A 26,202-nucleotide genomic window follows, 5' to 3' on the forward strand; every position below is an offset into this window, starting at 1 on the left:
AACGTATTGCGACTGATCTGCAAGACACGAGCGACGTGGCTCTTGCGCTCACCTCGGTCAACTGCGGCAACGGCCTTTACTCTTAAATCCACACTGTAGGGGGCAGGCATCGGGGTTCAGGGGCGGAAACAACATCCCTATTTTGTCCTAATCAGTCTCCGGGCTGCAATATCAGCGTGAGACCTGACTATGTGGCCGTTCGTGGGGATACCGGAGTCGATTGCCCAGGGGATGGCCGCCTATCGGTCACTGGGCATGACACCCTAAAACACAGTGCGCAGACCTATGTATGATACCCAGGCAGGCCAGTCTAGTACCGCTCCGCAACTTCCCGATCCACCTGGGCTTGGCGGTTGTGGTCAAACAGATTCATGGTGAGTCGCCGCTCAATACCCTTGGTGTGCTGGGCTTTCGTCCTGCTAGAACACCTGTAAATACACTACCTTCGAGAGGCTTTCCAATTCCGCCTCCGAGTCCTCATTCCAGGGCAGTCCGGGGATGAGGACTCGGAGGCAGTCTAGATCGGGGCGGCAGCAATAGATTGGCTCCTGAATTCACCGTTCGCGCACGGTGAGGAAGTCGTTGTGGTCGGGGTTGGTAAAGTCGATTGCCTCTATTTTTGGAGCGGTCTTCGTGGCAAGTAGGATCCCCGTCCTACGGTGTTTTTGTTGGTGTTTGGATCACCTTCAGGGTTACGAGGGTAGGATCGCTGGCCCCGGTGATATAGCCTCCCTGCTGGGCAACGGTGTTGAGGTGAGCGATGGCCTCAGCGGTAATCACCTCCCCGGCCATCATGACAGGGATGCCGGGGGGGTAGGGGGATAGGGTTTCGGCACTGAGATAGCCTAGGGCATCGGTGGCAGCTAGGGTGGTGGTGGCGGCAAAGAAGGCATCTCGCGGCGACATCGGTGGCAGGGTCACGGGGCACTGGGTAGACGACCGCACGGGGGGCAAGGCTAGGGGAACCGGGCGACCTTGGGCCACAACCTGCCGAAATCCTTCCATGCACCGTTCTCCATCCGCCGGAGTATTCCCCAGGCTAACCACCAGGGTCAGGTGGCGCAGTTCCGCCAGTTCCACCGTCACGCCTAGGGTGTCGTTGAGGATGGTGTCAGCCTCCAAGCCCGTCATGCCTAGCGCCGCCACATCAAGGGTAATGCGGGTAAGGTCTAGATCTCGGACGCTGGCATAGTGGGTGATATCGGAGGGGGCCACCACCCGCAGACCGGGCATTTGGGTGAGTTGGTCTCGCAGGGTTTGGGCCAGGGCCAGGGTTTGAGATAACAACGCCTCGCCCTCGGTGGCCATCTGGTGGCGGGCCGCATCCAGGGAGGCCAGCAGCAGATAGTTGGGGCTGGTGGATTGGGTGATCTGAAGCGCCGCCTGAAGCCGATCTCGGTCAACCCGATCACCCTGTACATGGAGCATGGAGGCTTGGCTGAGGGCAGCAAGCACCTTGTGGGTAGACTGCACCACCAGATCGGATCCTTGGCGCAGGGCCGGGGTGGGCAGGTGGGGATGAAAGACAAAGTGGGGGCCGTGGGCTTCGTCTACCAGCAGTGGCAGGCCGTGGGCATGGGCTAGATCGGCGATGGCCTCCAGGTCTGAACTAATACCGTGGTAGGTGGGGGACACCACCAGCACCGCCCGTACATCGGGATGGTGGGATAGGGCCATGGCAACGGTTTCGGCCTTCACCCCCAGGGCCAAACCCAGATCGGGGGCATTGTCTGGCTCCACAAACACGGGCCGAGCCCCCGCCAGTACCAGCCCCGCCACCACAGATCGATGGACATTGCGCGGCACGATGATTTTGTCCCCCGGATTGCAGACAGCCAAAATCGCTGCCTCTAGGCCGCAGGTGGAACCATTGGCCAAAAACCAGGTTTGCTCTGCCCCAAAAGCCTCCGCCGCGAGGATTTGGGCCTCTAAAATGACGCCCTCCGGCGTAAACAGATTATCCAGTTCTGCTAGTTCTGGCAGGTCAGCCCGCAAGGCTTCATTCCCCAGCAGTTCCCGCAAACAGGCTGGAGCGCCCTGCCCTCGCTTATGTCCGGGGGTATAAAACGCTGCATGGGGCCGCTGGGCACAGGCTTTGAGACTAGTGAGTAGCGGCGTCTGAGTTTGGTCAAGCATGGATATCGCGAATTTCAGTAAGATGCGACACAGGCAAGGAAATTAGAGTGTTCCATAGAAATAACTATCCATTTACCATGGCCCTTGGCCCTCCCCCCTGCCCCTCTCCATCGGGGAGAGGGGTTCTGAATCTGGCTCCCCTTCTCCCCGAGAGAGAAGGGGAGAAGGGGCTGAGGGCTGAGCTTGGATGCTTTGTTCGTTGGCATAGGCTTAAGCCCCTTGTTCATCGGTTGTATGGACTTCATCCACCATGGACGGGCGATGGCGGGTTTCACTCGAATGAAGTACACCGCTAAGATCCCCCCAGCCCCCCTTATGAAGGGGGAAGGTGAATCTTCTAAAGCCATAAACCGGGGGATCTGAAGCGAAGCAAGCTTGTACCTCCCTGAAGCGAGAACCGCTATATATCAGCCCAATACCAGTCTCAGCCTATACAAGGCCCACCGCTGGGGCGTACTTTTGCCAAATGTCGCCGTAGACAATGGCGGGGTTTTTCCAGGGCTTGTGGTGGCCACCGCTCCAGTGGATGACATTGATTTGATCGAGGGGTTTTTTCAACACCTTGGCGACAAATTGCATATTGCCATAGCCACAGCGGTTCCAACTGCGGTCGAGCTGAATGTAGTCCTTAAACATCACATTCAGCAAGGTTTCATCCCCCCGGTTTAACATTCCGTATTTGCAGGAGGCATCCCAGTCTAGGTAGTCGTGGAAGATGCGATCTGTCTCTTCGTTCCAGTAGGTGTAATTGGTAAACAATACGCCGCTGTTGAAGGATTGCTTAAAGGCCAACATTTCCTGAATAGCCTTGAAGGGATTGCCAAATTGAAAAATGGCGGGGTAGAAATGGGGCACTGCGGCAAAGTAGCGTTCGGGGCTGAATTGCACGGTTTCAAACAGGGTAGCCACATCACCAATGACGACTACATCGGCATCTAAATACAGCACTTTGCTGACATCAGGGAAAATATCCTTCAAAAACATCCGGGCATACTGCATGTAGCGCGACACCCGCCGAGTGGGCGTCATCGGCTCATACTTGGCATGGATATAATCGGCCATAAACTGGGGCGGAGTGAAGGGATAGACGCGCCAGGTAAAGGTTGGCTGTAGAAAAACAGCGGTGATTTTCTCTTCAAAGAATGCGACTTCATCGGGTGGAACGGTGATGTTAAACCGGAGCTTTTCTGGGGTCGCCGTGTTGCTTGCCACGGAGTTCATCGCCGTGAGCAGAGCTACCACAATTCCTTTATTCAGGGCAAAGGCAATATCGTAGGTCATGAACCATCCTGGCCATCATAATGTTCTCCCAGCCCAGGTAACACTCAACACCAGCCAGGGAGCTGCCGTGTTGAGGAATTCCCCGACACAACACCCAGCGATAATAACAGTTTGGCGATTCCATTGGCCGCGAAATCTAGCCAGTTCTTAGGGGCAATCCCTAACGTCAGTCCCTAGAGATCGTTAGGGTCAACCCCCAACTGGCGCAATCGTTCGGCTAGGCGCTCGGCCCGTTCGTGCTCCTGTTCAGCCCGTTCCCGCTCAAAATTCGCCCTTTGTTGTTCTAGGGTGGCTCGTTCGTCACCGCACAGCAGCAGGTTGCCCTGATCATCCCACCAACGCAACCAGGGCAGGGTTTGGTTGATGTATTGCCCCTGCCAAATGCCGAGTTCGACGCCCATGGGCGGAATGGGGTAGTGGCCGCGTTCGTTGGGGGTGCAGCGCTGATAGTGGTTGCCGATGAGTTCATAGACCTCCACGGCGGATTTTTCCACCTCGTAGATGGCGTAGAAGGGCACCCGAATCGCCTGCTCGTAGACCCAGAATTTGCCCGCCTTGGCGCTGGGATCTCCTAGGGGCGAGGTGGCGTCCCGTTCCTCGGATCCATCCCCGGAGACAAACTCAATCACAATCAGCGGCGCAACGATTTCCTTCCACAGCACGTAGGAACGGCGCATTTTGCCGTCTAGCTGGGGCGGAACATGGGGCACATAAAACCAGTCGGGGGCTTCGGCTCCGCGCTCTGGGGGATCGGTTAACCGCCAGTAGATACCGCTATCTTGGCCAATGGCGTACTGACCATCGGGGTGCAGCGCGTCCAGGGTTGGGCGGATGGAGTCGGTCAGTAGCAGGCTTTGGGGGTGCTCCTGAAAATTTTTCACAAACGTACCATCGGTCTCTGGCAGTTGGGTGTGATCGGGCAGAGAGAGGGCGGGCTGGGATGGGGCAATGGCCATAGACATCTCCCACGGGCAAACTGTTTTTATTGTAGTTCGGGTGTCCTGGGATGGCGCTAGGCTTCTATGGCGGTGCCCAATTCCATCGCGGAGGGTGGGGCGGGTTCCGACTGACCTAGGGCCGCGCTGACTAACCCCAAGAACAGCGGGTGAGGGGTGCTAGGGCGAGACTTAAACTCCGGGTGAAACTGGCTGGCGATGAAGAAGGGATGGCTGGGCAATTCTACGATTTCCACCAGACGACCATCGGGGGAAGTGCCACTGACCTGGTAGCCCGATTCTAGGAACAGGTTGCGGTAGGCATTGTTGAACTCGTAGCGGTGGCGGTGGCGTTCGTAGACGACCTCATCGCCATAGAGTCGGCTGGCTAGGGTGTTGGGGGCAAGGCGGCAGGGATATAGGCCCAACCGCATGGTGCCGCCCAGATCTACCACGTCCTGCTGTTCTGGCAGCAGGCTAATCACCGGGTTGGGGGTGTCGGGGTGAAATTCGGAGCTATCAGCGTTGTCCAGGTGGGCCACATTCCGCGCCCATTCCACCACCGAGCACTGCATTCCCAAACACAGCCCCAGGAAGGGAATGCCCTGCTCCCGCACATACTGAATGGCCTGGATTTTGCCGTTGACCCCACGGGTGCCAAAGCCACCGGGCACGACGACGCCGTCCATCTGGCTCAGATAGGTGGCGGCTCCGTTGGCTTCAATGTCTTCGGAGTTCACCCAGTGGACATTGAGGGCGGCCTGGTGGGCAATGGCAGCATGGCGCAGAGCTTCCACCACCGAAAGGTAGGCATCGCTGAGGCTGACATACTTGCCGACGATGGCGACATTCAAGGGCCGACTGGAGCTAGAAAGGCCGTTAACAATGGCCTCCCAGGTGGACAAGTGAGGCTGGCGGGGCTCCATGGCTAGAATCTTCAGCGCCTGTGCCGCCAACCCTTCCCGCTCTAAGTTGAGGGGCACTTCGTAGATGCTGCTGGCATCCTGGCAGGTGACCACAGATTCCACCGAGACATCGCAAAACTCGGAGATTTTCTCCTTCATGGGTTCTGGCAGCGGCACCTGGCAACGGCAGACCAAAATATCCGGCTGGATGCCGATGGATCGCAGTTCCTTCACCGAGTGCTGGGTGGGTTTGGTCTTCAGTTCCCCCGCCGAGGGAATCCAGGGAATCAACGTCACATGCATATACAGCACATCCTGCCGCCCCACGTCCTTACGAAACTGGCGGATAGCTTCGAGGAAGGGGAGGGATTCGATATCGCCGACGGTGCCGCCGATTTCCGTAATCACCACGTCGGGGTTGGTGTTGCGGGCCACCCGATGCACCCGATCCTTAATTTCGTTGGTGATGTGGGGGATGACCTGCACGGTGCCGCCCTGGTAGTCGCCCCGCCGCTCTCGGTTGATCACCGCCTGGTAGATCGACCCTGTGGTAACGCTATTCAGCCGCGACATGGCCGTATCGGTGAAGCGCTCGTAGTGGCCAAGATCGAGGTCGGTTTCGGCTCCATCTTCGGTCACAAACACCTCCCCATGCTGGAAGGGGCTCATGGTACCGGGGTCTACGTTCAGGTAGGGGTCAAGCTTGAGGATGGACACGGAATAATCCCGCGACTTTAGTAGCCGCCCCAAACTGGCGGCCACAATGCCCTTGCCAATACTCGAAACCACGCCACCCGTGACAAATACAAACTTGGTCATTGCTGCCTAACCCCAGACCCTTTAACCCGTTAATTGTGCCACATTGGGCCAGTCCATTGATGGGCCAGCCTGGGCGACGAGGGTGATGCCCTAGGGACAACTCAACTCAGCCACAGCAGCCCCCCTAGCACTAGTCCCACAAACCCCAGGGCCAACCACAGAAAGCCATTGTCGCGAGTGTTGATCTGGCTGGGATCCAGCGGTTCCGGTTCTGGTTTGGGAGATCGCTTAGAGGCTGAACGCAGTTGCACCATAGACAGGCCACCGCCGGACAGATTGCTCTCCTCCAGAGCACCCAGGTCAGGAATTTGGCTCATCCAGTTGCCCGGTCGCCGCAGTTGGGGCGCTTGCAGAATATACAGCAAATTCTTGGCCTGCTTGCGCACCTCCAAATCGGGGTGGCGGGTAAGGGTTTCGCAGAGGGCTTCCGCCTCTCGATCTCGACCAATGGCATTGTAGGCATTCACCAACCACACCTGAATTTCCCCGCCTAAGGGAGTGGTCGCCTTAGCCAGTTTCACCCCCGCCTCAAAGTAAGCCACCGCCTGCCGATAGTCGCCATGCTCAAAGGCGGCTTGGCCCTGGGCATATTCGGTCTGGGCCTGGGAACGGGGATCGGTGGTCATGGTCGTGAAAGGGGCGTGATGGAAGGGGTGAAGGGGTGAAGGGGTGGGGAAAACTAGCGGAGGGACTGGATGGTCTGAGCGGTCAGTTGGGTGATGGCATCGACCACCACCGCTGCTCCAGCCTTCGTAAGACTGTCGCGGTAGGACTGGGCATAGTCGCCCCCGATGGCGGTGACATGGGGTGGCAGTACCCCAACCCCAATCCATCGCCGCTGGGGACGCTGGGTTTCGGCATAGCCCAGGGTTTGCATATCCGCGACGGTATCCCCAGCGTAGAGGACGGGCAGATCGGGGGAAAGCTGGTGCTGTTTCGTCAGGTGATCCACCACCTCGAATAACCCGATTGGATCGGGTTTTCCAGGGGCATCCTCCATGGCAATCAGCACGGGTGATGTTAAGCCCAGCCGCCGCTCCAGCACATAGCGGGCCGACCCACGGGTGGCCCCGCTGAAAAAGCCCCAGGGAACGCCATCGGCGGTGAGTTGATCAAAGTAATCCTTGCCTACCAGCAGCGGCTCTTGGGTGATATAGCCCGTCCACTGGTCATTTTCCCCTTGATTCGGGCCACGGTAGCGGCTTTGGAAAAAGGCCACAATCTCGTCGTAGGTGATGGGGACTTGATCGCGGGATTGCCCCTGGCCCTCAAAATATCTCAGGATCAATTCCTGAGACCCCTCCCAGTCGTTGTTCCAAATTCCTTCCCCCTTGAGGGTGTCGATGTCCTCTGGGGTGGGTCGATAGCCGCCCTGGGTAAATTGCTCCACGGTATCGGCTAGGGCGCGACGGTAGGAATTGCCCACATCGCGCAGTACACCGTCGATATCAAAGACGAGAATGGCTGTGGTGTGAGGAAATGCAGTCATAACCGGGGCAGATTCGTCTAGAGGTCAGGGTTAAAGTGGTAAGATTATAGACTGTAGTATTTTTCAGTTGCGGCGGAGGTCTAGTTGTCCAGATTTGTCTTAAAAGTACTCTGGCTCGAAAATGACGTGGCGCTAGCGGTTGATCAGGTTGTGGGTAAGGGCACCAGTCCGCTTACGTCCTACTTCTTCTGGCCGCGCAACGATGCCTGGGAACAAATGAAAACCGAACTGGAAAGTAAGCCCTGGATCGAAGAAGAAGAACGGGTTGAAATCCTGAACAAAGCCACGGAAATCATCAACTACTGGCAGGAAGAGGGCAAGGGTAAATCCTTGACGGATGCTCAAATTCGCTTCCCCGAAATTACCTTTACGGGTAGTTCGTGATTTGGGATGATTAGCGCTCGGCGTTAGTTACCATAGCCTTCTAAAAAAGAACCCCATCAACGATGAGGTTCTTTTTTGTTGGATATTGGGCGGGTTTCACCTTCAGAAAAACCGTCGCCTACTTGATCCCTTCAGCGGCCTGAAGTTTGGCACGGGCACGTTTAACAGCTTGACGAGCTTGGATGACGGCCTGCTTGTCGTCGTCCTTGACTTGACTAAGGCGGGCTTCAGCCTCTTCAAAGGCAGTGCGGGCGGTATTGAGGTCAATATTCTCGCCGCGCTCAGCGCCGTTGACGAGGATGGTGACTTCGTTGGTATCAACCTCGGCGAACCCACCCATAAGGGCGATGGGCACCCAGGTTTTATCAGAGCGCACCCGCATCACGCCGATATCCAGCGCGGTCATCAGCGGGGCGTGGCCAGCCAAAATGCCGAGCTGACCCGTGGTGCTGGGCAGGATGACCTCCTCAGCTTCGGAATCCCAGACGGTTTTGTCTGGGGCAATCACGCGAACGGTTAAGGCCATGGCAATAGTGCAAATGAGGTGGATGATCGAAAAAGGGGAAGGCAAAGACGCTCTAGTCTAGGATGGCCCTCACCCCCAGCCCCTCTCCCAGGAGGGAGAGGGGAGCCGGAAGTCCTTCAAAGTCCCTCTCCCAACTTGGGAGAGGGATTTAGGGTGAGGGCGATCTTGTTGCTTGGCGAAATCTGCCCCAAGGGAGAGGGTCTAGCTCTCAGCTTTCAGCTTTTCAGCGGCAGCAATCACTTCTTCGATCCCGCCCTTGAGGTAGAAGCACTGCTCAGGCACCTCATCCAGTTCGCCAGCGAGGATCATATTGAACCCCTTGATGCTGTCTTCCAGGGTGACGTACTTACCGGACATCCCGGTGAACACCTCAGCCACAAAGAAGGGCTGGGACAGGAAACGCTCGATCTTACGGGCGCGGGCCACGGTCTGGCGGTCATCCTCAGACAGTTCATCCAAGCCCAGAATGGCGATGATGTCTTGCAGCTCTTTGTAGCGCTGGAGGGTGGATTGCACTGCGCGGGCGGTCTTGTAGTGCGCTTCACCGACGATGCTGGGTTGCAGCATGGTGGAGGCGGAATCCAGGGGATCCACAGCGGGGTAGATGCCCTTGGAGGCCAGGTTTCGGGACAGCACCGTGGTGGCATCCAAGTGGGCGAAGGTGACGGCGGGGGCGGGATCAGTCAAGTCATCCGCAGGCACGTACACCGCTTGGATAGAGGTGATGGAGCCTTCGTGGGTGGAGGTGATGCGCTCTTGTAGGTCGCCCACTTCGGTACCCAGGGTGGGCTGGTAACCCACAGCAGAGGGCATCCGGCCCAGCAGTGCAGACACCTCAGAACCCGCCTGCACAAAGCGGAAGATGTTGTCGATGAACAGCAGCACGTCCTGCTTGTTCACATCCCGGAAGTATTCGGCCATGGTGAGCGCCGACAGACCCACGCGCATCCGGGCACCGGGGGGCTCGTTCATCTGACCATAGACCAGAGCCACTTTAGACTTGCTCAGGTCGTCGGCGTTGATCACGCCGGATTCGATGAATTCGTTGTAGAGGTCGTTCCCTTCGCGGGTACGTTCGCCCACACCGCCAAACACGGATACACCACCGTGTTCCTTAGCGATGTTGTTAATGAGTTCCTGAATCAATACGGTTTTGCCCACGCCAGCACCACCGAACAGACCCACCTTACCGCCCTGACGGTAGGGAGCTAGCAGGTCGATCACCTTGATGCCCGTTTCAAACACGGTGGGCTTGGTTTCCAGGTCGGTCAGCTTGGGAGCGGCCCGGTGGATGGGGGAGGTCGCTTCGTTGTTAACGGGGCCTTTTTCGTCTACAGGCTCACCTAGCACGTTAAAAATACGGCCCAGGGTGGCAGTACCCACGGGCACGCTGATGGGTGCCCCGGTATCGACCACTTCCATGCCACGGGTGAGGCCATCGGTGGAACTCATGGATACGGCTCGCACCTGGGAGTCACCGAGAAGCTGTTGCACTTCGCAGGTAACGGAAACCTCGGCCCCGGCGGGGTTGGTGCCTTGAATTTTTAGAGCATTATAAATTTTGGGCAATTGACCGCTTGCGAACTTGATGTCCACAACGGGGCCAATAATCTGAGTAATGTAGCCAACTGTTTTTTCTGCTGTGGTGACCATGCTTGCGCCTATTCCGTATGATCAGCTAGTTTGGCGGCTTCTATGTCACTGTTACATTCCAAAGCGCCATCATTCAGATTATCACTAGTGTGCAACGCCCCACGATGATTCTACGGACTTTGTGGAGCGAATCGGCCAAATCCTTCTGTCACCTGGGCTACGGTCTGGCGACCTGAGCTAGATCAGCCCTTAACCCAAGGTTTAGATTTGGGGGCTACAATGCAGCCCATAGATTCCAGTGAGCAGGCAATGGCGAAGGCGAAGGCAAACGATAGCGTGGCAGAGACCGGAAAACCCTCGGCAGATATCTCGACAGATATCAACTTGGCCGACCCCCAGTACTACGTTAACCGCGAACTCAGCTGGCTGGACTTTAATGAACGGGTGCTCCACGAAGCCCTAGATCCGCGCACACCCCTGATCGAGCGGCTGAAGTTTTTGGCCATTTATAGCTCCAACCTCGACGAATTTTTCATGGTGCGCATTTCCGGCGTCATGGAGCAAATTGATGCCGATGTGCATCCCAAAACCCCCGATGCCCTGTCGCCCAAGAAGCAACTCGTCGCCATGCGGGCGCATTTATTGGAAAAGGTCGCCCTTCAGCACCGTACCTTCGAGCAAGAATTGCGCCCCGCCCTCACCCAGCACGGGGTTTACTTGCTGAACTATGCCGATCTCAGTGCTGACCAGCAGCAATTTCTGCGGGAATACTACGAAAAACGCATTTTCCCGGTGCTCACCCCCCTCAGCGTGGATCCGTCCCACCCCTTTCCCCGCATGTCGAACCTGAGCCTAAACCTGGCGGTGCGGGTGGTGAACCCCGAAGATGGCAACGAACGATTTGCGCGGGTGAAGGTGCCCAGCAACTTGCCTCGATTTGTGGGGATGCCGGATGCCCTGTGCCACTACCAAGGGAAGGATTGCGTGTGGGTAGGGGTGCCCCTAGAGCAGATCATTTCTGAGAACCTAGACGCCTTGTTCCCCGGCATGACCATTGCCGGACATCATGCCTTTCGCATTACCCGCGATGCGGATTTTCCGGTGCTGGAAGATGAGGCCGATGACCTGCTAATTGCCATTGAACAGGAAATTAGTAAGCGGCGGCTAGAGGGCTTTATTTGCCGCCTAGAAATTGAGCAAAGTATGCCCGACGATCTGCGCCAGGGACTCATGCGGGAACTGGAAGTCAGTGATGATCGGGTCTACGACATTGACGGCATGTTGAGCCTGAAGGATCTCTTTTTCTTCCTTTCCCTGCCGCTGCCGGAACTGAAGGATACCCCCTGGACGGCCCTCACCCCACCCCGCCTCAAACCCGTGATTGAGGTGGAGGAAGATGGTTATGCGGAACAGGCTCCTAATATCTTTGCGGCCATTCGCCAGGGGGATATTTTGGTGCATCATCCCTACGAATCCTTTCAAGCCTCAGTACAGGAATTCATTACCCAAGCCGCCAACGATCCCAAGGTGCTGGCCATCAAAATCACCCTCTACCGCACCTCTGGGGATTCCCCGATTGTGAAGGCATTGATTAACGCGGCGGCCAATCGCAAACAGGTAGTGGCCTTAGTAGAACTCAAAGCCCGTTTTGATGAGGCCAATAATATCGTCTGGGCCAAGCGCCTAGAGGATGCCGGAGTGCATGTGGTCTACGGTGTAGTGGGGCTAAAAACCCACACCAAAACCACCCTAGTGGTGCGGGAAGAAGGGAACGAAATTCGTCGCTACGTCCACATTGGCACAGGCAACTACAATCCCAAGACATCGAGTCTCTATACTGATTTAGGCTTATTCAGTTGTCAGGATGAATTGGGTGCCGATCTCAGCGATTTGTTTAATTTCTTGACGGGATATTCCCGACAGCAAGCCTACCGAAAATTGCTGGTAGCTCCCCTAACCCTGCGTGATCGAATGGAAGGGTTAATTCGCCGCGAAATCGATCTCGCCCGCAGTGGTAAACCGGGCAAAATGATTGCCAAAATGAATTCCCTAGTGGACGGAAGAATCATTCGGCTGCTCTACGAAGCCTCCCAGGCGGGAGTGGAAATCGACCTCATTATTCGCGGCATTTGTTGTCTGCGTCCCGGTATTCCTGGAGTCAGCGAAAATATTCGGGTGGTGAGCGTGATCGGTCGCTTTTTGGAACACTCGCGCATCTTCTACTTCTACAACGATGGCCAGCCGGAATACTACATTGGCAGCGCCGATTGGATGACCCGTAACCTGGATCGCCGGGTGGAGGCCATCACCCCCGTGGAAGATCCGACGCTGGTGAAGGAATTGCAGAATATTTTGCAGATTGCCCTAGCCGACAACCGCCAAGCCTGGGACATGGCCACCGATGGCACCTTTACCCAACGCCGCCCCGCCGAGGGTGAGGAAGAACGCGGTACCCACAATACGCTGATGGCCTTGACCCTCAAACGGGATCGGGCTCGCTAGGCTCAGCCGTCTAGGCGTTAGGGAAGGGTGGCGGGGTCTGTGACCCAGCGGGTGATGTCGAAGGTGGTGCCAATCAGTCTTACCAGGTTGCCCGCTTCATCGAAAATAGGGCCACCCCGAACGTTTACGTAGCGCACATCGCCATCGGCACGCAGAATTCGTAGATTGACCTCAAAGGTTTCTCCCCGTGTGGCTGGAATGACGATTTTCTCGTGGTGAATGGCCAGGTCATCGGGATAGATGTAGGCCAACACTTGTTCGGCGTTGGGGGCGGGCTGGTTGGGGGCGAGGCCGTGGATATGGAACAGCTCCTCCGTCCAGTAGGTTTCTCCGGTTTGGGCGTCGGCTTCCCAGCAGCCAATGTGGGCCACTCGCTGGGCACTGCGCAGCATAGTTTCGGATCGGCGCAGTTGGGTTTCGATATCCTTGCGCTGCTCAATTTCTTGATATAGACGGGCGTTGGCGGCCATCAACTCCTGCCAGATGTGGGCGGTGATGGTGTCCATCGAATCAGAGGACGGCGGCGGCGGCGAGGGGTGGTCGTCGGGGCGAGGGACGGTCGCGAGGCCGTAGCCCTGGCCGTGGCGAGTTTGGATCAGGTCTGGGCTACCCGATTGTTTTAGCTTGCGGCGCAGGTGGGAAATGTGACTTTTGATGGTGGCATCACTGGGTGGGGAGTCCGCGAGGCTCCAGAGGTGGTGGCCGAGGTCGTCGAGGGAAAAGACCTGGTGCGGGTGGCGTAGGAAGAGTTCCAGCAGTTGATATTCCTTGCGGTTGAGGGGTAGGGCTTGCCCGTTGCAGGTAGCTTGGCGGGCGGTGGGGTTGATCTGCACTGGCCCCCAATGCAGGGAAGGATCGGCGCGGCCTCTTCCCCGACGGGCTAAGGCGCGGAGATGGGCCAGCAGGGTGTTTTCCCGCATCGGTGGGGCGAGGCAGGCATCGGCCCCGTCATCCAGAGCTTGGGCTTCTAGGTCTGGGTTAGGGGACTCCAGCAGCAGCACCAACAGCACGGGATTACCCACCTGCCGCAGGCGACGGCACAGGCTCAGCCCATCCAGCTTGGGTAGGTTTGCAGCCAATAAAACGAGGTCGTACGGGAAGGCTTGCAGCAGATCCCAGGCTTCTAGGCCATCCCCGGCTCGATCAACAACCATGCCCTGCCGGGTGAGCCACGGGAACAGATCCGGTTGCCGGGGGGTGGCTGCAATGGTCAGCAAAATTCGCATGGCGATCTATCCCGTGGAGCAACGTAACGATTCTGGCAGATTCCACGTTTTTTAAACCTTTGCGTGCCAGTATCGCCAGTCAGAATCCTCTAAAAAGTCTGCTATGGAACCCGACTTTTCTAACCTGAATCCCGATAGCCCAGGGGTGCAGGAAATGGTGCGCCACTGGCTAAAACGGCGGCAGTTCATGGCCCTCAGCGCCGGATCGATGGCCGGAGCCTTGACCCTATCCGCCCTGCAATCCCATGCCCAGGGCGCATCCGACCCTTTGATCCAACCCTTGGCCCAGGCCCCTAGCCCCGCTGCAAACCCCTCCTCCCCCCAAACTCCCATGGTTGACATCACCCCCACCGATCCCAACTACTTCATCCCGAACCGCTTCCAGGGCAAGACCTTGCTGATCACCGGAGCCGCCACGGGCATTGGGGCTGCCACTGCCATCCGGGCCGCCCGTGAAGGGGCCAGGGTTGTGGGTCTAGACCGCAAAGCCGCCGAACTCAATACCACCATCAACCAAATCAAGGGCGAAGGGCATCAGGCCACCGCCATCGTGGGCAATGTGGTGGATACCGCTGTGTGCGACCGAGCCGTGGCCGAAGCGGTGCGCCTCTACGGCGGGCTAGATTTTGCCCTGAATTCGGCAGGGGTGATGGACGGCGGTGACCCAGGCCAGCCCTTGAACTTTCAAGGCCAGCGCCATCTGCTGCCCAAATCCATCCACGAAGCCAGCGACGAGTATTGGGAAGAAGTGCTCGCCACCAACACCACCGGGGTGTTCAAATCCATGCGGTCGGAACTGCGCCAAATGGTGAGCCAGGGGCGCGGCGGGGCCATCGTCAACATTGGTTCCATTGCGGGGCTAACGGGGTTAGGTGGCAACCCCGCCTACGTGGCCAGCAAGCACGGGGTCACGGGCCTCACCCGACAGGCCGCCTTAGACTATGCCCCCTACGGCATTCGCGTCAACTCGGTGAATATGGCCGCCACGGATACGCCCATGGTAGAGCGGGCCTTTGAGTTCGTGAGCGCATCCCAGCAGGAGGGCGGCGGTAGCCCCACGGCCCTGCTCAAAACCAAGAGCCTGCTGATGGCCTCCGACTCTAACCAGCGCATGGCCACCGTGTGGGAACAGGGCGCGGTGATTCTCTTCTTGCTGTCCCCCGATGCCTCTAACCTCACCGGGGCCGTCTACGCCACCGATGGCGGCTGGACCAGCTACTAAGGACGCTCACCATGACCCGAAATCCGAGGATGCTGGCCTCCCTAGGCGTCTGGGGGCTGATGTTGTGCGGCTGGAGCCAACCTAGCTATGGTGCTGACCTATCCATTTCTGAGGGTTTGGCCTCAGAGCAGCTTCCCCCTAAAACGATCTCTGCGGGGCAGGATTCCTTTGTAACCGACCGTTTAAAGGAAATCCCCGCCAATGCCCAACCTCTCACTGTTTCGGGGATCTGGTTGGAGACAGATTCGTTAGAGACCGATCTGCCCTCAGAAACAGCCCCCGTTGTCTTGGATCTTGTTGATTCAGGGCTTCGGTCTGAGCGAGATCGGGTTGAAACGGATCGGGTTGAAATGGGCCAGGTTGAAACGGATCTGGCTGGAGTGGATCAGGTTGAAACGGGTCAGGTTGAAACGATTCGGCCTACAACAGATCAGATTGAAGCGGATCAGCCTGAAACCAATCGGGCTGAAACGGATCTGGTTGAAGCGGGTCAGGTTGAAACGGATCTGGCTGCAAAGGATCAGCCTGAGACAGAACGCTCTGAAACGGATCAGCCTGAAACCAATCGGGCTGAAACGGATCTGGTTGAAGCAGATTCATCTGAAACCAATCCAACTGAAGCCAATCCACCTGAGGCGGATTCTAGGGATGCCGATCTACCCACAGCCGCTGTTCCGGTGGGGGGCTTTTGGCTCAACCCGGCCCTCATCAACGGCGAACGCATTGCCGAGGTGCGGGTTTATCTCGAAAATCCCACCGAGGATGCCGAGGCCAACGGTCGCCTAGAGCAGCAGATTCTCGCCGCCTTCACCGTGCAGGCGGGGGATAGCGCCAATCCGCTGTTTCTAGAGGCCGGGTTGCAGCGGGTGCAGCAGCTTGGCGAGGTGGAAACGGCTCGGTATGGGTTGTATGAGGTGCAGATTCCGGGGGAAGTGGTGGTGGTGCTGGCGGTGCGGTTGGCCCCGGAGGTGGTGGAACGGCCCGGTCAATCGGGACTGTTTGTGACCGGAGACTGGCGCGAATTTCCCAACCTCTACACCAGTGATCGGGCGACTGCCGTGGCCATTTTGCGGGGAGGATTGTCTAACTTCACCAGCAGCAACACCTGGTTTGGCCAAAGCGGTCTGCTCACCCAGGGCAACCCCCTAGCCCGCGATCCGGCTGGCCCCGGCACCTACAGTTGGTTCGATGGCTATTTGGAACTGGGGGCGGCGGGCATTACCCAGGTGGGAACCCAGCCCCTCTACGTCTACGGTGGAGCCAGCAGCCTGGTTTCGGCCACCTTGCAGCCCGATTTGTTTGAGTCCGACAACCGCATTTTTCACGCCCTAGAAGACCTCTATGCGGGGGTGATCTACGGCTATCGCACCGAAACCGAGCGGCTGGGGGTGAACCTTTCCGTAGGACGGCAGGATTACCGCATCAGCAACGGGCTGTTGTTTGCCAACGGGGCGGGCAACGGCGGCGACCGCGCCACCATCCTCTCCAACCCGCGCACCGCCTTTGAAAATACCGTGATTGGCCGCTTTCGCTGGAATGGCCTGCGCCTAGAGGGCTTTTACCTCGACCCCAACGAGCTTTCCCTCATCGACAGCCAAACCAAATATCTGGGCCTCAACCTAGACTACGACAGCGACCCCGCCCTGCAACTGGGCCTCAGCTACATCCATGTGCCCCGGTCAAACTTTTCCTACTTCACCCTCAACGACACCTTCTCCCGCCAGGGGTTGAACGTCATCTATCCCCGGCTGCGGCTCACCAACCCCCTCGGGTTAGATGGGGTGTGGCTTCAGGCCGAATACGTCCACCAGTGGAACAGCAACTTCGATATGGCGGCCAACGGCGCTTGGGGGCAACTGGGCTACACCTTTCGGGATGCGCCCTGGACGCCCAGCCTCAGCTATCGCTACGCCTACTTCAGTGGCGACAACCCCAATACCGCCACCTTCGAGCGATTTGATCCGCTCCTTTCCGGCGGCGGCCCCGACACCTGGATCCAGGGCAGCAACCTGGTCAAAATCTACCAAAACTCCAACCTCATCACCCATCAACTGCTGCTCAGAACCCGCCCCTTCGAGCGGTTTGACCTGTCGCTGCAATACATTCACCTATCCGCCGCCAACCTCAATAACCTAGGCGGCACCCAGGCCCTGTCCTTCCTCCAATCCAGCCACATCGGCCAAGAAGTGACCCTCACCGCCCGCTATAACCTCACACGCAATTTCCTGCTCTACGGCAGCGGTTCCGTCGCCTTTCCTGGCTCAGCGGTGCAATCGGCCCTCAACAGCCAACCCGGCCCCTGGTACTTTCTCCAGCTTTCCGTGCTGATGAATTTTTAGCCCGGTGTCTTGGTGTCCATGCACAGTTCATCCGGTGTCATCTGCTTCAGGTGCGCCTCTCGAAACAGCAGACTATGGGCATAGCCCAACGAACTGTCATGGATGATCTGAGTCTCTTCAGGCTGCAAAACCTGGATGTCGTCTTCCAACGCTTCGATACACCGAGCCGTCTTCCCTGGGATAAACTCCGAGCCCCCAACACCTCAATTGCCCGCCCGCTGTCGGATACGATGTCCGTAGACGTCGCGAGCCCTGCGGCATCACGACACAGAATTCTGGCCCTGGGGGTGGCTGAATCAAGCGCAGGCGGCCCTCAATGCTGAGATTCAGACCAACAGAACGGTGTCACGGTGGGGCTGTGTCACGAAGTTCAACGGTTCCTAGCGGTGGATTGCAGGCGACGCTACAGTAGAAATCTGTCGCTAGCGATACTTAACCCGTGGGATTCGCCGAGTCAACCAACCCAACCGCCACCGATATTCAAGGCATTTTCGACCGCATTGCCCCGGTTTATGACGATCTGAACCAGCGGCTGAGTTTTGGCCTGCATCGGGTTTGGAAGCGCATGGCGGTGAACTGGAGCGGGGCCAAGGCGGGAGATACCGTCCTAGACGTGTGTTGCGGCAGTGGGGATTTGGCCCTGTTGTTGGCTCGCCAAGTGGGGGCCACGGGCACGGTCTACGGGGTAGACTTTTCGGGCGAGCAGCTGGCGGTGGCGGCGGAACGGACGAGTCGGGCTTACCTACCTACCCGGATTCACTGGATGCTGGGGGATGCCCTGGCCCTGCCCTTTGAGGATCAGACCTTTGGGGCGGCCACCATGGGCTATGGGCTGCGAAATTTGACCGATATTTCCCAGGGTTTGCGGGAGTTGCATCGGGTGTTGAAGCCCGGAGCGAAGGCAGCAATTTTAGATTTTCACCGCCCTCAGGGGATGCTGGCCGAGGGGTTTCAGCGCTGGTATTTGCAGACCATTGTGGTACCCACCGCCCGCGATATGGGCCTCACGGAGGAATACGCCTACATTGGCCCCAGCGTGGATCGGTTCCCCACGGGGCGGGAGCAGGTGGCCCTGGCGAAACAGGCGGGCTTTACCGAGGCGGTGCATTACCCCATTTTGGGGGGGCTGATGGGCGTGTTAGTGGTGCGCCGTGGCGATGATTTGGTCTGATCTCTGGCTATTGGTGGCCCCTCCGGTGGTGGGCGGTGTGATTGGCTATTTCACCAATGACATCGCCATCAAAATGCTGTTTCGGCCCTATCACGCCTTTTATGTGGGTAAACAGCGGATTCCCTTCACCCCAGGGCTAATTCCGAGCAACCAGGAGCGTTTGGCCAAACGCATTTCCGACACCATCATGGGGTCGCTGCTGACGCCGGAGGAACTGCAAAACCTGGCCCGTCGGCTGCTGCAAACCGAGCGCACCCAGGCGGCGATTAAGTGGTTGTTGGAACTGGCGCTAGATCAAGTTCGCGACCGCACCCAGGCCCGCACCGCCCAAATTGCGGGCAGCATTTTGCAGGATCTCTTTGGCAAATCTCTGCCCCGACTAATTCGGGTGTGGGCTAGGCGGGACGACTTTTTGGAACCCCAGCTTAACCAACTGTTCGACCAAGTGCTGGTGGACTTTCGCTTCAGCCCCGAACAGGCCGACCAAATTGCCACCTGGCTGCTGAGCGGGGTGTTTCCGCCCGATAAGGTTCGCCAGCTCATCATCGACTTCCTCACCGACCGCAACATTCAGGTGATCGACACCATTTTTCGGGAGCGCACCAGCGGCACCTACTGGGTGGTGGCGAACCTGTTTGGGGTACGCAATGCCCTAGGCCGTCTGCGTTCCTTCTGTTTGGATGAACGGGAGGTCAGCAACGCCCGCATCGCCGAACTCAGCACCGCCCTCCAGATCAAAAAACGCCTGCGCGACTGGCTTCAGCAGGTTTCTCTGCAAAACTTGCCCGTGGCCACCGTGCGCCAAATGCGCCGCAACCTGAAGGAATCCGTCCAAACCTACATCCGCACCCTGGGACCAGAATTTCTCACCGGGCTGGGCAACTCCGTCAACTGGGAAATGCTGGCCACCCAACTGATCAACCGCCTCCAGCATTCCCAGGTGATCACCCAATCCCTCGACCCCGTCAGCGAAGAATTGGCCCTCGTGTTAGAACGCTACCTAGAGCGCGATCTCGAATCTCTTGTCGCCCAAATCATCCCCATCCTCAACATCGACCAGGTGATCATCAACCGCGTGCGCGGCACCTCACCACGGGATTTAGAAATGGCGATCCAGGGCATTGTTCGCAGCGAATTGCAGGCCATTGTGAACCTGGGCGGCATCCTGGGTTTTGGCATCGGCCTCATCCAGGCGGCGTTTTTCTATGTTCAGCGGTCGGGTTAGTGGGGGCGATCACGGTTTCTCCCCGTCCATCCCCACCCCACCATGCTCCATCACCCATTCCGCGAGGGCTTGGCCCACCACCTGGTTGCCCTGGGCATTGAGGTGAATATGGTCGAAGTAGAGGGCGGCGTGGTCTAGGGATTGGAATCGGGGTAGAAAATCGAGGTAGGGGATGCCCTCGGCGGCGGCAAACGCTATCAACCGTTGACGGGCCACTTGTTCGTAATCTCTGGAGCCGTTGTCCAGTTCTCGTCGCAGGGGCGTCATGGCCAACAGCAACCGCCCCTGCGACGATGCCACTTGGGCGTTTAGCTGACGGATGGCCTCAAGGTTCACCCCCACACGGTCGCCCGGTTCGTTGTGGAGGGCTTGAAATTCGGGGCTGGGCTGATAGGGCTGGCGGCGGCGGATCACCTCCCACAGGGCCAGGGGTGGGCGACGGATGGGATAGGCGGGATGACGACCCAGTTCGTAGCTGTTGGGGGCAATGGCAAACAGGTCATCGGTATTGATCACCAGCATCACCACCTGAGACTCGAAGGTGCCAAAGCGCTGCACATAGCCCAACTCGTTACGCGGCCCCCAGGAATTAGCAGAGGCATTGAACACCTCAGCCTGGGTGAGTCCCGACGTCTGGGCCGTGTCCTGGATGAGGTCATTGTCTAGAAACGCCTGCACTTTCATAGACAGCAAGGCCGACTGATCCGTCCACCAGCCGCCATTGACGATGGAATCGCCCAGCAACAGTACCCGCAGGGTTTGGGACGGACGGTGTGGGCTGAGGCTTGGCCCCCGCATGGAATAGTCGTTAATGGCAATGCGGTTGCCCCGTCGTCGGAGGCTTTGGTTCGGCGCTAGGCGATACCCCATCAGATCATCGGCCACATAGAGGGGCGGATCGCCCAGGCCATAGCGCAGTCGCAGAACAATCTCTAGGGCAACTCCCATCGCAAAAACAAGACCCAACACCCCAAGGGCTATTTTCACCACTCCCTCCGACCCCACGCATAGACATCAACGGCGAGGCGGTTGCACCAGATTGGATACGGTACGCCCCATCCTTGCCGCTTAGCCTAGAATAGTGGGGCGGGGATGAGTTAAAAACCATAACATTTGCAGTCCCTGAAAATAGAATGGGGAATGATCTAGGAGGAAGGGGGTGCAACGTTTCCCTGATCGGTCATAAAGACTCGAAACGTGAGTTTTTATGACATTGAGCGCTCCAGTGTCTGTCTGTTAGCCCCAAGAGGTTGCCCACTATGTCCACCGATGCCCCATCGAGAGAAACCGTTTTATCGGTAGACGACAGCTTAATCAGCCAGCAAATGATTAAGCGGGCGTTGGACGCCAGCTATCGAGTACTGCTGGCGGACAATGCGGTGGATGCCCTCTCCGTGATTTACCAGGAAACCTCGATTAAGGCATTGCTGCTGGATATTTCCATGCCCGGTATCGATGGCTTTGAGCTGTGCCGCACCGTCCGCAGCCTGCCCCGGTTTAAGAATATCCCCATCGTCATGGTCACCTCCCGCGATACCCAGCGCGACCGGGAAGAAGCCCGTCTGGCTGGAGCATCGGGCTACCTCACCAAGCCCTGCGAACCCGAACGCCTGAAGGCCGTGATGGGCAAACTGCTCAACAAGAATGCTTCCTAGCCTTTTCAGAGTCCCCTTGCTGGCCCCTCCATGGCTACCCCGCCTTGGGCGGCTGATGCAGAATCAGGCGGTTGCCATCGGGGTCGTAGGCGTAGATTTCCCGCCCGTGGGAGGTGGTGAGTATGGGGCCGGGGGGAGGGTAGCCTAGCTCTGTCAGATGGGCGATGGCTTGGTCTAAATCCGTGACCTCTAGGCACAGGCTCATCGCTCCGGGGTGATGGGACGAAAACTCGTCGGTATGGCTGGCCTGGGGCTTAAACAAACCGAGCTTGAACCCACCCTGGTTAAATTCAGCATAGCGCTGGGGCCAGTGGGGCTGAGGGGCTTGGCCCAGCAAGTCTCGATAGAAGGCCACGAGGCGATCCAACTCAACACTGGCGATCGCCACATAGGCGCTAGAACACGGCATAGGAGACCTTACCAACGCCATACACCACAGACGTTATCGATCACAAGCAACGGGCTAGGGATGGCGCGTAACCCTAGGGAAAGCTAGACCGGGGTACCTCGGTAGAGGCGGGCCGATTGCTCTGGGCTGAGGCGGTTGGCCCCCGGCCAATAGGGTTGCACAGGATCGTTCAAGGCCGCTTTGACCTCAGCCGGATCCTTCGATAGCCCCCCAGCCTTCACCACCTTAGCGCTAAGGGCGTAGGCGTCAATTTTGCTGTGGGGGGGCAAAAAGTCGTTGGCCTCTTCGTCGTAGGCGAGAATTTGGCCATTCTCAATCTGGTAAATCCAGCCGTGGATCGACAGTTCACCCGCATGTAGGCGAGAGTGAATGGAGGGGTAGGTGCGCAGGTTATCAATCTGGGTGAGTACGTTCTGAGCCACCAGCAGATCGAGTTTTTCCTTTTTGCCCCGGTCACTATAGTGATCAAACACGAGCTTACGGGTCGCCGCTGTGTGGTGCAGCCAGTCGTACACCAGGGGCATTTTATCCTCCAGTTCCCCCAGTTGCAGCAGCCCCTTCATGGCCCCGCATTGGGTGTGGCCGCAGATAATCACCTGTTTGATCTTGAGGGCTTCGATAGCGTATTCAATGGTGGCCCCTTCGCCGCCGTTCGCGGCTTCGTAGGGGGGGACGATGTTGCCCGCATTGCGGATGACAAACAAATCGCCAATTTCCGACTGGGTGATGATGGTGGGATCGACCCGTGAGTCGGAACAGCCGATGAAGAGAACCCTAGGATGCTGTCCCTTCACCAGCTCTTGAATCAGTTCTTGGTGGGCAGGAAGGTAATGCTCTTGAAATTCCCGTAACCCCTGCAACAGCTTATCCATGCGTTATTCCCTGGCTATCCCCTAAACACAATCCCCGCAGTGGCGATGACCACGCCTTTACCCAACGTTTTCTGGCACACCGCCCCTACTTGTTATCCCATATCCGAGGGCACACCAATGAGCGAATTTGCTTATCGTAGCAATCACCTGCGCTTGTCATGGGCGCTGTCCTAGCTAACTATCTCTGGGGTTGCACCTCCCTGGGGTTTCACCGAGGGCAACGGCTATTGAATAAATCGGATCGTAAGGGGATAGCGGTACGGAATGCCCTCATTGGATCGCACCGCCGCCAAGATCACCAAAACCGCCCAAATCAAAGCCAAGACTCCAATCATCAAAAAGCCCACCAGAACCACAATCATCAGTATCGAGACCACCATATAAAGGGTCATGGAAATGTTGAAATTCAGAGCCTCCTTGCCCTGGTCATCCACAAAGGGCATTTCTTCCCGCTTGACTAGCCAAATCAGCAGGGGGCCAAGGACGCTGCCAAAGGGAAAGACCAGTCCCGCAAAGGCGCTAATATGGGCCAAACTTGCCCACATGCGGGATTCTGGGGTTGAGTCAATCGGAGAAGTCATGGGTGGGCTACCATCTAAACAGGCCCATTTGGCCTAGCGAACCTGATGCTAACCTAGCCTAAACCGCCTAGCCGTTGCCCAAGCTCGCTTACAAAATTTCACTTACCAATGTAGTATTCCGCCCAGGACGCGCTTGCTATGGTTCAAGCCCAGCCCCGCACTGGCCCCATCATCACCTGGCCCCCTCTACCCGACGACTTTAAGCTCATCGACGACCCAGTGGAAAATATTCATCAACCGCCCCTCGCCGCTGCCCTCACCGATGCCCTGGGGGCGGCCCAGCGCATTCGCCCCGACATGCTGATCGGATCCAACTTTGGCTTGGTCGCTGGGGTAGATAACGAAGCCGTGGTCAAAGCCCCCGACTGGTTCTATGTGCCAAGGGTTCACCCCGTGCCAGAAGGAGTTGTGCGCCGCAGCTACACGCCCCGAATGGAAGGTGATCCGGTGGCGGTGGTGATGGAATTTCTCTCCGCCGATGACAATGGCGAGTTGTCGATCCGCGCCATGCCGCCCTACGGCAAGCTCTATTTTTACGAACAAATTCTCCAGGTACCTGTGTACGTCATCTACGAACCTAGGCGTGGTCGCCTAGAAGTGCGGTCGTTGCAAGGCGGGGGCTACGTTGTACAACCCCCCGATGCCGCCGGACACTTCTGGATTGAACCCCTGGATCTATTCCTGGGCGTGTGGCGAGGGGAGCGGTTGGCCCAAACCATCAACTGGCTACGCTGGTGGGATGCCGACGGTAACCTGCTCCCCTGGAGTGCCGAACAAGCCAACGCCGAACGCCAACGGGCCGAGACAGAGCGCCAACGGGCTGAGACAGAGCACCAACGGGCCGAGGTAGAACGCCAACGGGCCGAGGTAGAACGCCAACGGGCTGACCGTCTCGCCGAATTGATCCGTGCCCAGGGGCTTGACCCGGATCAGGTTTAAGCGTAGCCCCACCCACTCCTAGGGATCGCGTTACGGTGGAAGCCGTGGCTAACGTTACTCGACTGACCTGATTGTTTGCCCTTACCTGGCTGACCGTAATGACTGCCCATTCCGTTGAGATCGAACCCGCCCTGCTGCCGCTAGATCGCCATAACCAAACCCTGCGCGATGCCGTCCATCCAGAAACATGGACAAATCCTACCCCTGCGGATCGCTACGATTTAGTGGTGATTGGGGCGGGTACCGCTGGCCTGGTGGTAGCCGCGGGGGCGGCGGGCCTGGGCCTAGGGCTGAAAGTGGCCCTGATCGAAAAAAGCCTGATGGGCGGCGATTGTTTGAACGTGGGCTGTGTGCCCTCTAAGTGCGTGATTCGATCCTCGCGAGTGGTGGCGGAGATTCGGGAAGCCGCGCCCTTTGGCATTCAGGCTCCCGGATCCATTCAGGTCAACTTTGCGGCGGTGATGGAGCGGATGCGCCAAATTCGGGCGAGCATTAGCCACCACGATTCCGTCGAGCGGTTTACTAACTTAGGCATTGATGTCTTTCTGGGATCTGCCCGATTTTTGGATGGGGCCACGATTCAGGTCGGTGATCAGCACTTACCCTTCAAAAAAGCCGTGATCGCCACCGGAGCCCGTGCCCATGTGCCCTCGGTGCCGGGGCTGACCGAGGCTGGATTTTTGACCAATGAAACCGTCTTTTCCCTCACGGAACTGCCCCCTCGCCTAGCGGTGATTGGCGGTGGCCCCATCGGCTGCGAACTGGCCCAAGCCTTCCACCGTTTGGGTAGCCAGATCTCCCTGCTGCACCACCACAGCCACCTGCTCAACCGAGAAGAGGCCGAAGCCGCAGAGATTGTTCAACAACGGTTCCGCCAAGAAGCCATCAACCTACTCCTCGATGTAGAGCTAGAACGGGTCGAAACCACGCCAACGGGTAAGCGCCTTTACTACCGCCAAAAGGGAGCTTCAGCGGAAACCCAATCCATCGAAGTCGATGACATTCTGATCGGGGCTGGGCGGGTGCCCAATGTGGAGGGCCTCAACTTGGAGGCGGTGGGGGTCGAGTATGATGCCCGCCGAGGGGTGATCGTCAACGACTATTTGCAAACCAGCAACCCGCGCATCTTTGCCGCTGGTGACATTTGTATGGACTGGCAATTTACCCACGCCGCCGATGCCGCCGCCCGCATTGTAATTAAAAACGCCCTGTTTGCCCCCTTTGGCCTCGGTCGCAGCAAACTCAGCAGCCTAGTGATGCCCTGGGTGACCTACACCGACCCGGAAATCGCCCACGTCGGCCTCTATGCCCACGAAGCCCAGCGGCAGGGCATTCCCTACGAAACCATCAACATTCCCTTCTCCAACGTAGACCGCGCCTTGGCCGATGGCGAAACCGAGGGCTTCGTTAAAATCCTCCACAAAAAAGGTTCCGACCAAATCCTGGGGGCGACCCTCGTTGCTCGCCACGCCGGAGAAATGATTAGCGAACTCACCCTAGCCATCACCACCAAACAGGGTCTTAGTGCCGTCAGCGGTGTCATCCACCCCTACCCCACCCAGGCCGAAGCGATCAAAAAAGCCGCCGATGCCTACCGCCGCACCCTCCTCACCCCCCGCACCCAGCGCCTACTAAAATTCCTCACCAAACTGAGCTAACCCCAAGGACGAAATCGATGGCTTCATGCCGATGCGACCCTGCAAGCGTCAGGCGCAATGTCTTAAGCCGTCGTAAGCAAGCGCTTGGATGGCCATGGGTTATGAGGGCTTTAATCCAACCTACGACCCAGCGACAACTCAAGGCACTGGCGAGGGCGGTGCCAGCCGACTTGAGGATCCCGCTATATGCCCTGCGATATTGATCAGGAACCGTAAACAGATCGGTACTAATACCAATCCGGCATGAAGTTGAGCATAATAGGGGATGACGTTTGAGAGGGTAGAGAGGATGGCCCGCCCCTTCGTGATTGAGGTTGCTGAAAGCGAAACCTTTC

Annotated in this window: 23 protein-coding genes and 1 pseudogene; 9 read left to right on the forward strand and 15 right to left on the reverse strand. The window is 57.9% G+C overall.

Translation table 11 applies throughout. From position 1 onward, the window contains the following. From H6G62_RS27995 to H6G62_RS19135, 7 genes and pseudogenes are all read right to left on the reverse strand, one after another. A pseudogene (locus H6G62_RS27995) lies at window positions 1–110 on the reverse strand (IS630 family transposase); the annotation flags it as partial. Between the two features lie 544 nt (window positions 111–654). After that, on the reverse strand, window positions 655–2,136 hold the full coding sequence (locus H6G62_RS19110; RefSeq protein WP_190498080.1) for an aminotransferase class I/II-fold pyridoxal phosphate-dependent enzyme: 1,482 nt from the start codon (window positions 2,134–2,136) through the stop codon (window positions 655–657). A gap of 429 nt (window positions 2,137–2,565) precedes the next feature. Beyond that, on the reverse strand, window positions 2,566–3,417 hold the full coding sequence (locus tag H6G62_RS19115) for a glycosyltransferase (RefSeq protein WP_190498082.1): 852 nt from the start codon (window positions 3,415–3,417) through the stop codon (window positions 2,566–2,568). A 173-nt stretch (window positions 3,418–3,590) separates the two neighbouring features. After that, window positions 3,591–4,379, reverse strand: a complete 789-nt coding sequence (locus H6G62_RS19120) for a Uma2 family endonuclease (RefSeq protein ID WP_190498084.1) — start codon at window positions 4,377–4,379, stop codon at window positions 3,591–3,593. Window positions 4,380–4,429: 50 nt separating this feature from the next. Beyond that, window positions 4,430–6,076: a CTP synthase gene (locus H6G62_RS19125; protein ID WP_190498086.1), complete on the reverse strand. Its 1,647-nt coding sequence runs from the start codon at window positions 6,074–6,076 to the stop codon at window positions 4,430–4,432. A 101-nt stretch (window positions 6,077–6,177) separates the two neighbouring features. Continuing rightward, a complete protein-coding gene (locus tag H6G62_RS19130) occupies window positions 6,178–6,702 on the reverse strand; it encodes a tetratricopeptide repeat protein (RefSeq protein WP_190498088.1) in 525 nt (174 codons plus the stop codon). 53 nt (window positions 6,703–6,755) lie between these two features. After that, the gene (locus H6G62_RS19135; RefSeq protein ID WP_190498090.1) at window positions 6,756–7,565 is read right to left on the reverse strand and encodes a TIGR01548 family HAD-type hydrolase; all 810 of its coding nucleotides are present in this window, start codon (window positions 7,563–7,565) and stop codon (window positions 6,756–6,758) included. A gap of 84 nt (window positions 7,566–7,649) precedes the next feature. Here H6G62_RS19135 and H6G62_RS19140 point away from each other — a divergent pair, with 84 nt between their 5' ends. Next, window positions 7,650–7,949: a 30S ribosomal protein PSRP-3 gene (locus H6G62_RS19140; RefSeq protein ID WP_190498092.1), complete on the forward strand. Its 300-nt coding sequence runs from the start codon at window positions 7,650–7,652 to the stop codon at window positions 7,947–7,949. A gap of 118 nt (window positions 7,950–8,067) precedes the next feature. On the opposite strand, the gene atpC is transcribed toward H6G62_RS19140, so the two are convergent. Further along, the gene (gene atpC / locus H6G62_RS19145; RefSeq protein WP_190498094.1) at window positions 8,068–8,475 is read right to left on the reverse strand and encodes an ATP synthase F1 subunit epsilon; all 408 of its coding nucleotides are present in this window, start codon (window positions 8,473–8,475) and stop codon (window positions 8,068–8,070) included. A gap of 201 nt (window positions 8,476–8,676) precedes the next feature. After that, entirely contained in the window at window positions 8,677–10,128 is a 1,452-nt protein-coding gene (gene atpD / locus H6G62_RS19150) for a F0F1 ATP synthase subunit beta (RefSeq protein WP_190498097.1), read from the reverse strand. Window positions 10,129–10,347: 219 nt separating this feature from the next. Here atpD and ppk1 point away from each other — a divergent pair, with 219 nt between their 5' ends. Continuing rightward, window positions 10,348–12,570, forward strand: a complete 2,223-nt coding sequence (gene ppk1, locus H6G62_RS19155; RefSeq protein ID WP_242052170.1) for a polyphosphate kinase 1 — start codon at window positions 10,348–10,350, stop codon at window positions 12,568–12,570. A 17-nt stretch (window positions 12,571–12,587) separates the two neighbouring features. On the opposite strand, the gene H6G62_RS19160 is transcribed toward ppk1, so the two are convergent. Continuing rightward, complete coding sequence (locus H6G62_RS19160; RefSeq protein ID WP_190498099.1) at window positions 12,588–13,796, reverse strand: winged helix-turn-helix domain-containing protein; 1,209 nt, start codon at window positions 13,794–13,796, stop codon at window positions 12,588–12,590. Window positions 13,797–13,899: 103 nt separating this feature from the next. Between H6G62_RS19160 and H6G62_RS19165 the strand changes: the two genes are divergently transcribed. Together H6G62_RS19165 and H6G62_RS19170 are read left to right on the forward strand one after the other, a co-directional pair. Next, on the forward strand, window positions 13,900–15,018 hold the full coding sequence (locus tag H6G62_RS19165; RefSeq protein WP_190498101.1) for an SDR family oxidoreductase: 1,119 nt from the start codon (window positions 13,900–13,902) through the stop codon (window positions 15,016–15,018). 11 nt (window positions 15,019–15,029) lie between these two features. Continuing rightward, a complete protein-coding gene (locus H6G62_RS19170) occupies window positions 15,030–17,357 on the forward strand; it encodes an alginate export family protein (protein ID WP_190498103.1) in 2,328 nt (775 codons plus the stop codon). Here the strand turns inward: H6G62_RS19170 and H6G62_RS19175 are convergent. Then, window positions 17,354–17,506, reverse strand: coding sequence for a hypothetical protein (locus tag H6G62_RS19175; protein WP_190498105.1), 153 nt, complete (start codon window positions 17,504–17,506; stop codon window positions 17,354–17,356). The genes H6G62_RS19170 and H6G62_RS19175 overlap by 4 nt on opposite strands. Window positions 17,507–17,796: 290 nt before the next feature. Between H6G62_RS19175 and ubiE the strand changes: the two genes are divergently transcribed. Then, window positions 17,797–18,528 carry a bifunctional demethylmenaquinone methyltransferase/2-methoxy-6-polyprenyl-1,4-benzoquinol methylase UbiE gene (gene ubiE / locus H6G62_RS19180; protein WP_190498107.1) on the forward strand — a complete coding sequence of 244 codons (732 nt, stop codon included), beginning with the start codon at window positions 17,797–17,799 and terminating at the stop codon, window positions 18,526–18,528. Further along, window positions 18,515–19,753 carry a DUF445 family protein gene (locus tag H6G62_RS19185; protein WP_190498109.1) on the forward strand — a complete coding sequence of 413 codons (1,239 nt, stop codon included), beginning with the start codon at window positions 18,515–18,517 and terminating at the stop codon, window positions 19,751–19,753. The genes ubiE and H6G62_RS19185 overlap by 14 nt, the downstream gene beginning before the upstream one ends. A gap of 9 nt (window positions 19,754–19,762) precedes the next feature. On the opposite strand, the gene H6G62_RS19190 is transcribed toward H6G62_RS19185, so the two are convergent. Further along, window positions 19,763–20,740, reverse strand: a complete 978-nt coding sequence (locus H6G62_RS19190) for a GDSL-type esterase/lipase family protein (RefSeq protein ID WP_347239387.1) — start codon at window positions 20,738–20,740, stop codon at window positions 19,763–19,765. A 272-nt stretch (window positions 20,741–21,012) separates the two neighbouring features. On the opposite strand from H6G62_RS19190, the gene H6G62_RS19195 reads away from it, so the two are divergent. Continuing rightward, a complete protein-coding gene (locus H6G62_RS19195) occupies window positions 21,013–21,408 on the forward strand; it encodes a response regulator (protein WP_190498111.1) in 396 nt (131 codons plus the stop codon). A gap of 34 nt (window positions 21,409–21,442) precedes the next feature. Here H6G62_RS19195 and H6G62_RS19200 read toward each other — a convergent pair whose 3' ends face one another. From H6G62_RS19200 to H6G62_RS19210, 3 genes are all read right to left on the reverse strand, one after another. Next, the gene (locus tag H6G62_RS19200; protein WP_190498113.1) at window positions 21,443–21,817 is read right to left on the reverse strand and encodes a VOC family protein; all 375 of its coding nucleotides are present in this window, start codon (window positions 21,815–21,817) and stop codon (window positions 21,443–21,445) included. 83 nt (window positions 21,818–21,900) lie between these two features. Then, the gene (locus H6G62_RS19205) at window positions 21,901–22,689 is read right to left on the reverse strand and encodes a carbonic anhydrase (protein ID WP_190498115.1); all 789 of its coding nucleotides are present in this window, start codon (window positions 22,687–22,689) and stop codon (window positions 21,901–21,903) included. 224 nt (window positions 22,690–22,913) lie between these two features. After that, window positions 22,914–23,270 (reverse strand): DUF4870 domain-containing protein, encoded by a 357-nt coding sequence (locus H6G62_RS19210; RefSeq protein ID WP_190498117.1) that lies wholly within the window; start codon window positions 23,268–23,270, stop codon window positions 22,914–22,916. 138 nt (window positions 23,271–23,408) lie between these two features. Between H6G62_RS19210 and H6G62_RS19215 the strand changes: the two genes are divergently transcribed. Then, on the forward strand, window positions 23,409–24,209 hold the full coding sequence (locus tag H6G62_RS19215; protein WP_190498119.1) for a Uma2 family endonuclease: 801 nt from the start codon (window positions 23,409–23,411) through the stop codon (window positions 24,207–24,209). A 98-nt stretch (window positions 24,210–24,307) separates the two neighbouring features. Further along, window positions 24,308–25,867 carry a mercuric reductase gene (locus H6G62_RS19220; protein WP_190498121.1) on the forward strand — a complete coding sequence of 520 codons (1,560 nt, stop codon included), beginning with the start codon at window positions 24,308–24,310 and terminating at the stop codon, window positions 25,865–25,867. Window positions 25,868–26,202 lie beyond the last annotated feature (335 nt).

This window comes from Phormidium sp. FACHB-1136 (genome assembly GCF_014697375.1).
Lineage (GTDB): Bacteria > Cyanobacteriota > Cyanobacteriia > Phormidesmidales > Phormidesmidaceae > Nodosilinea.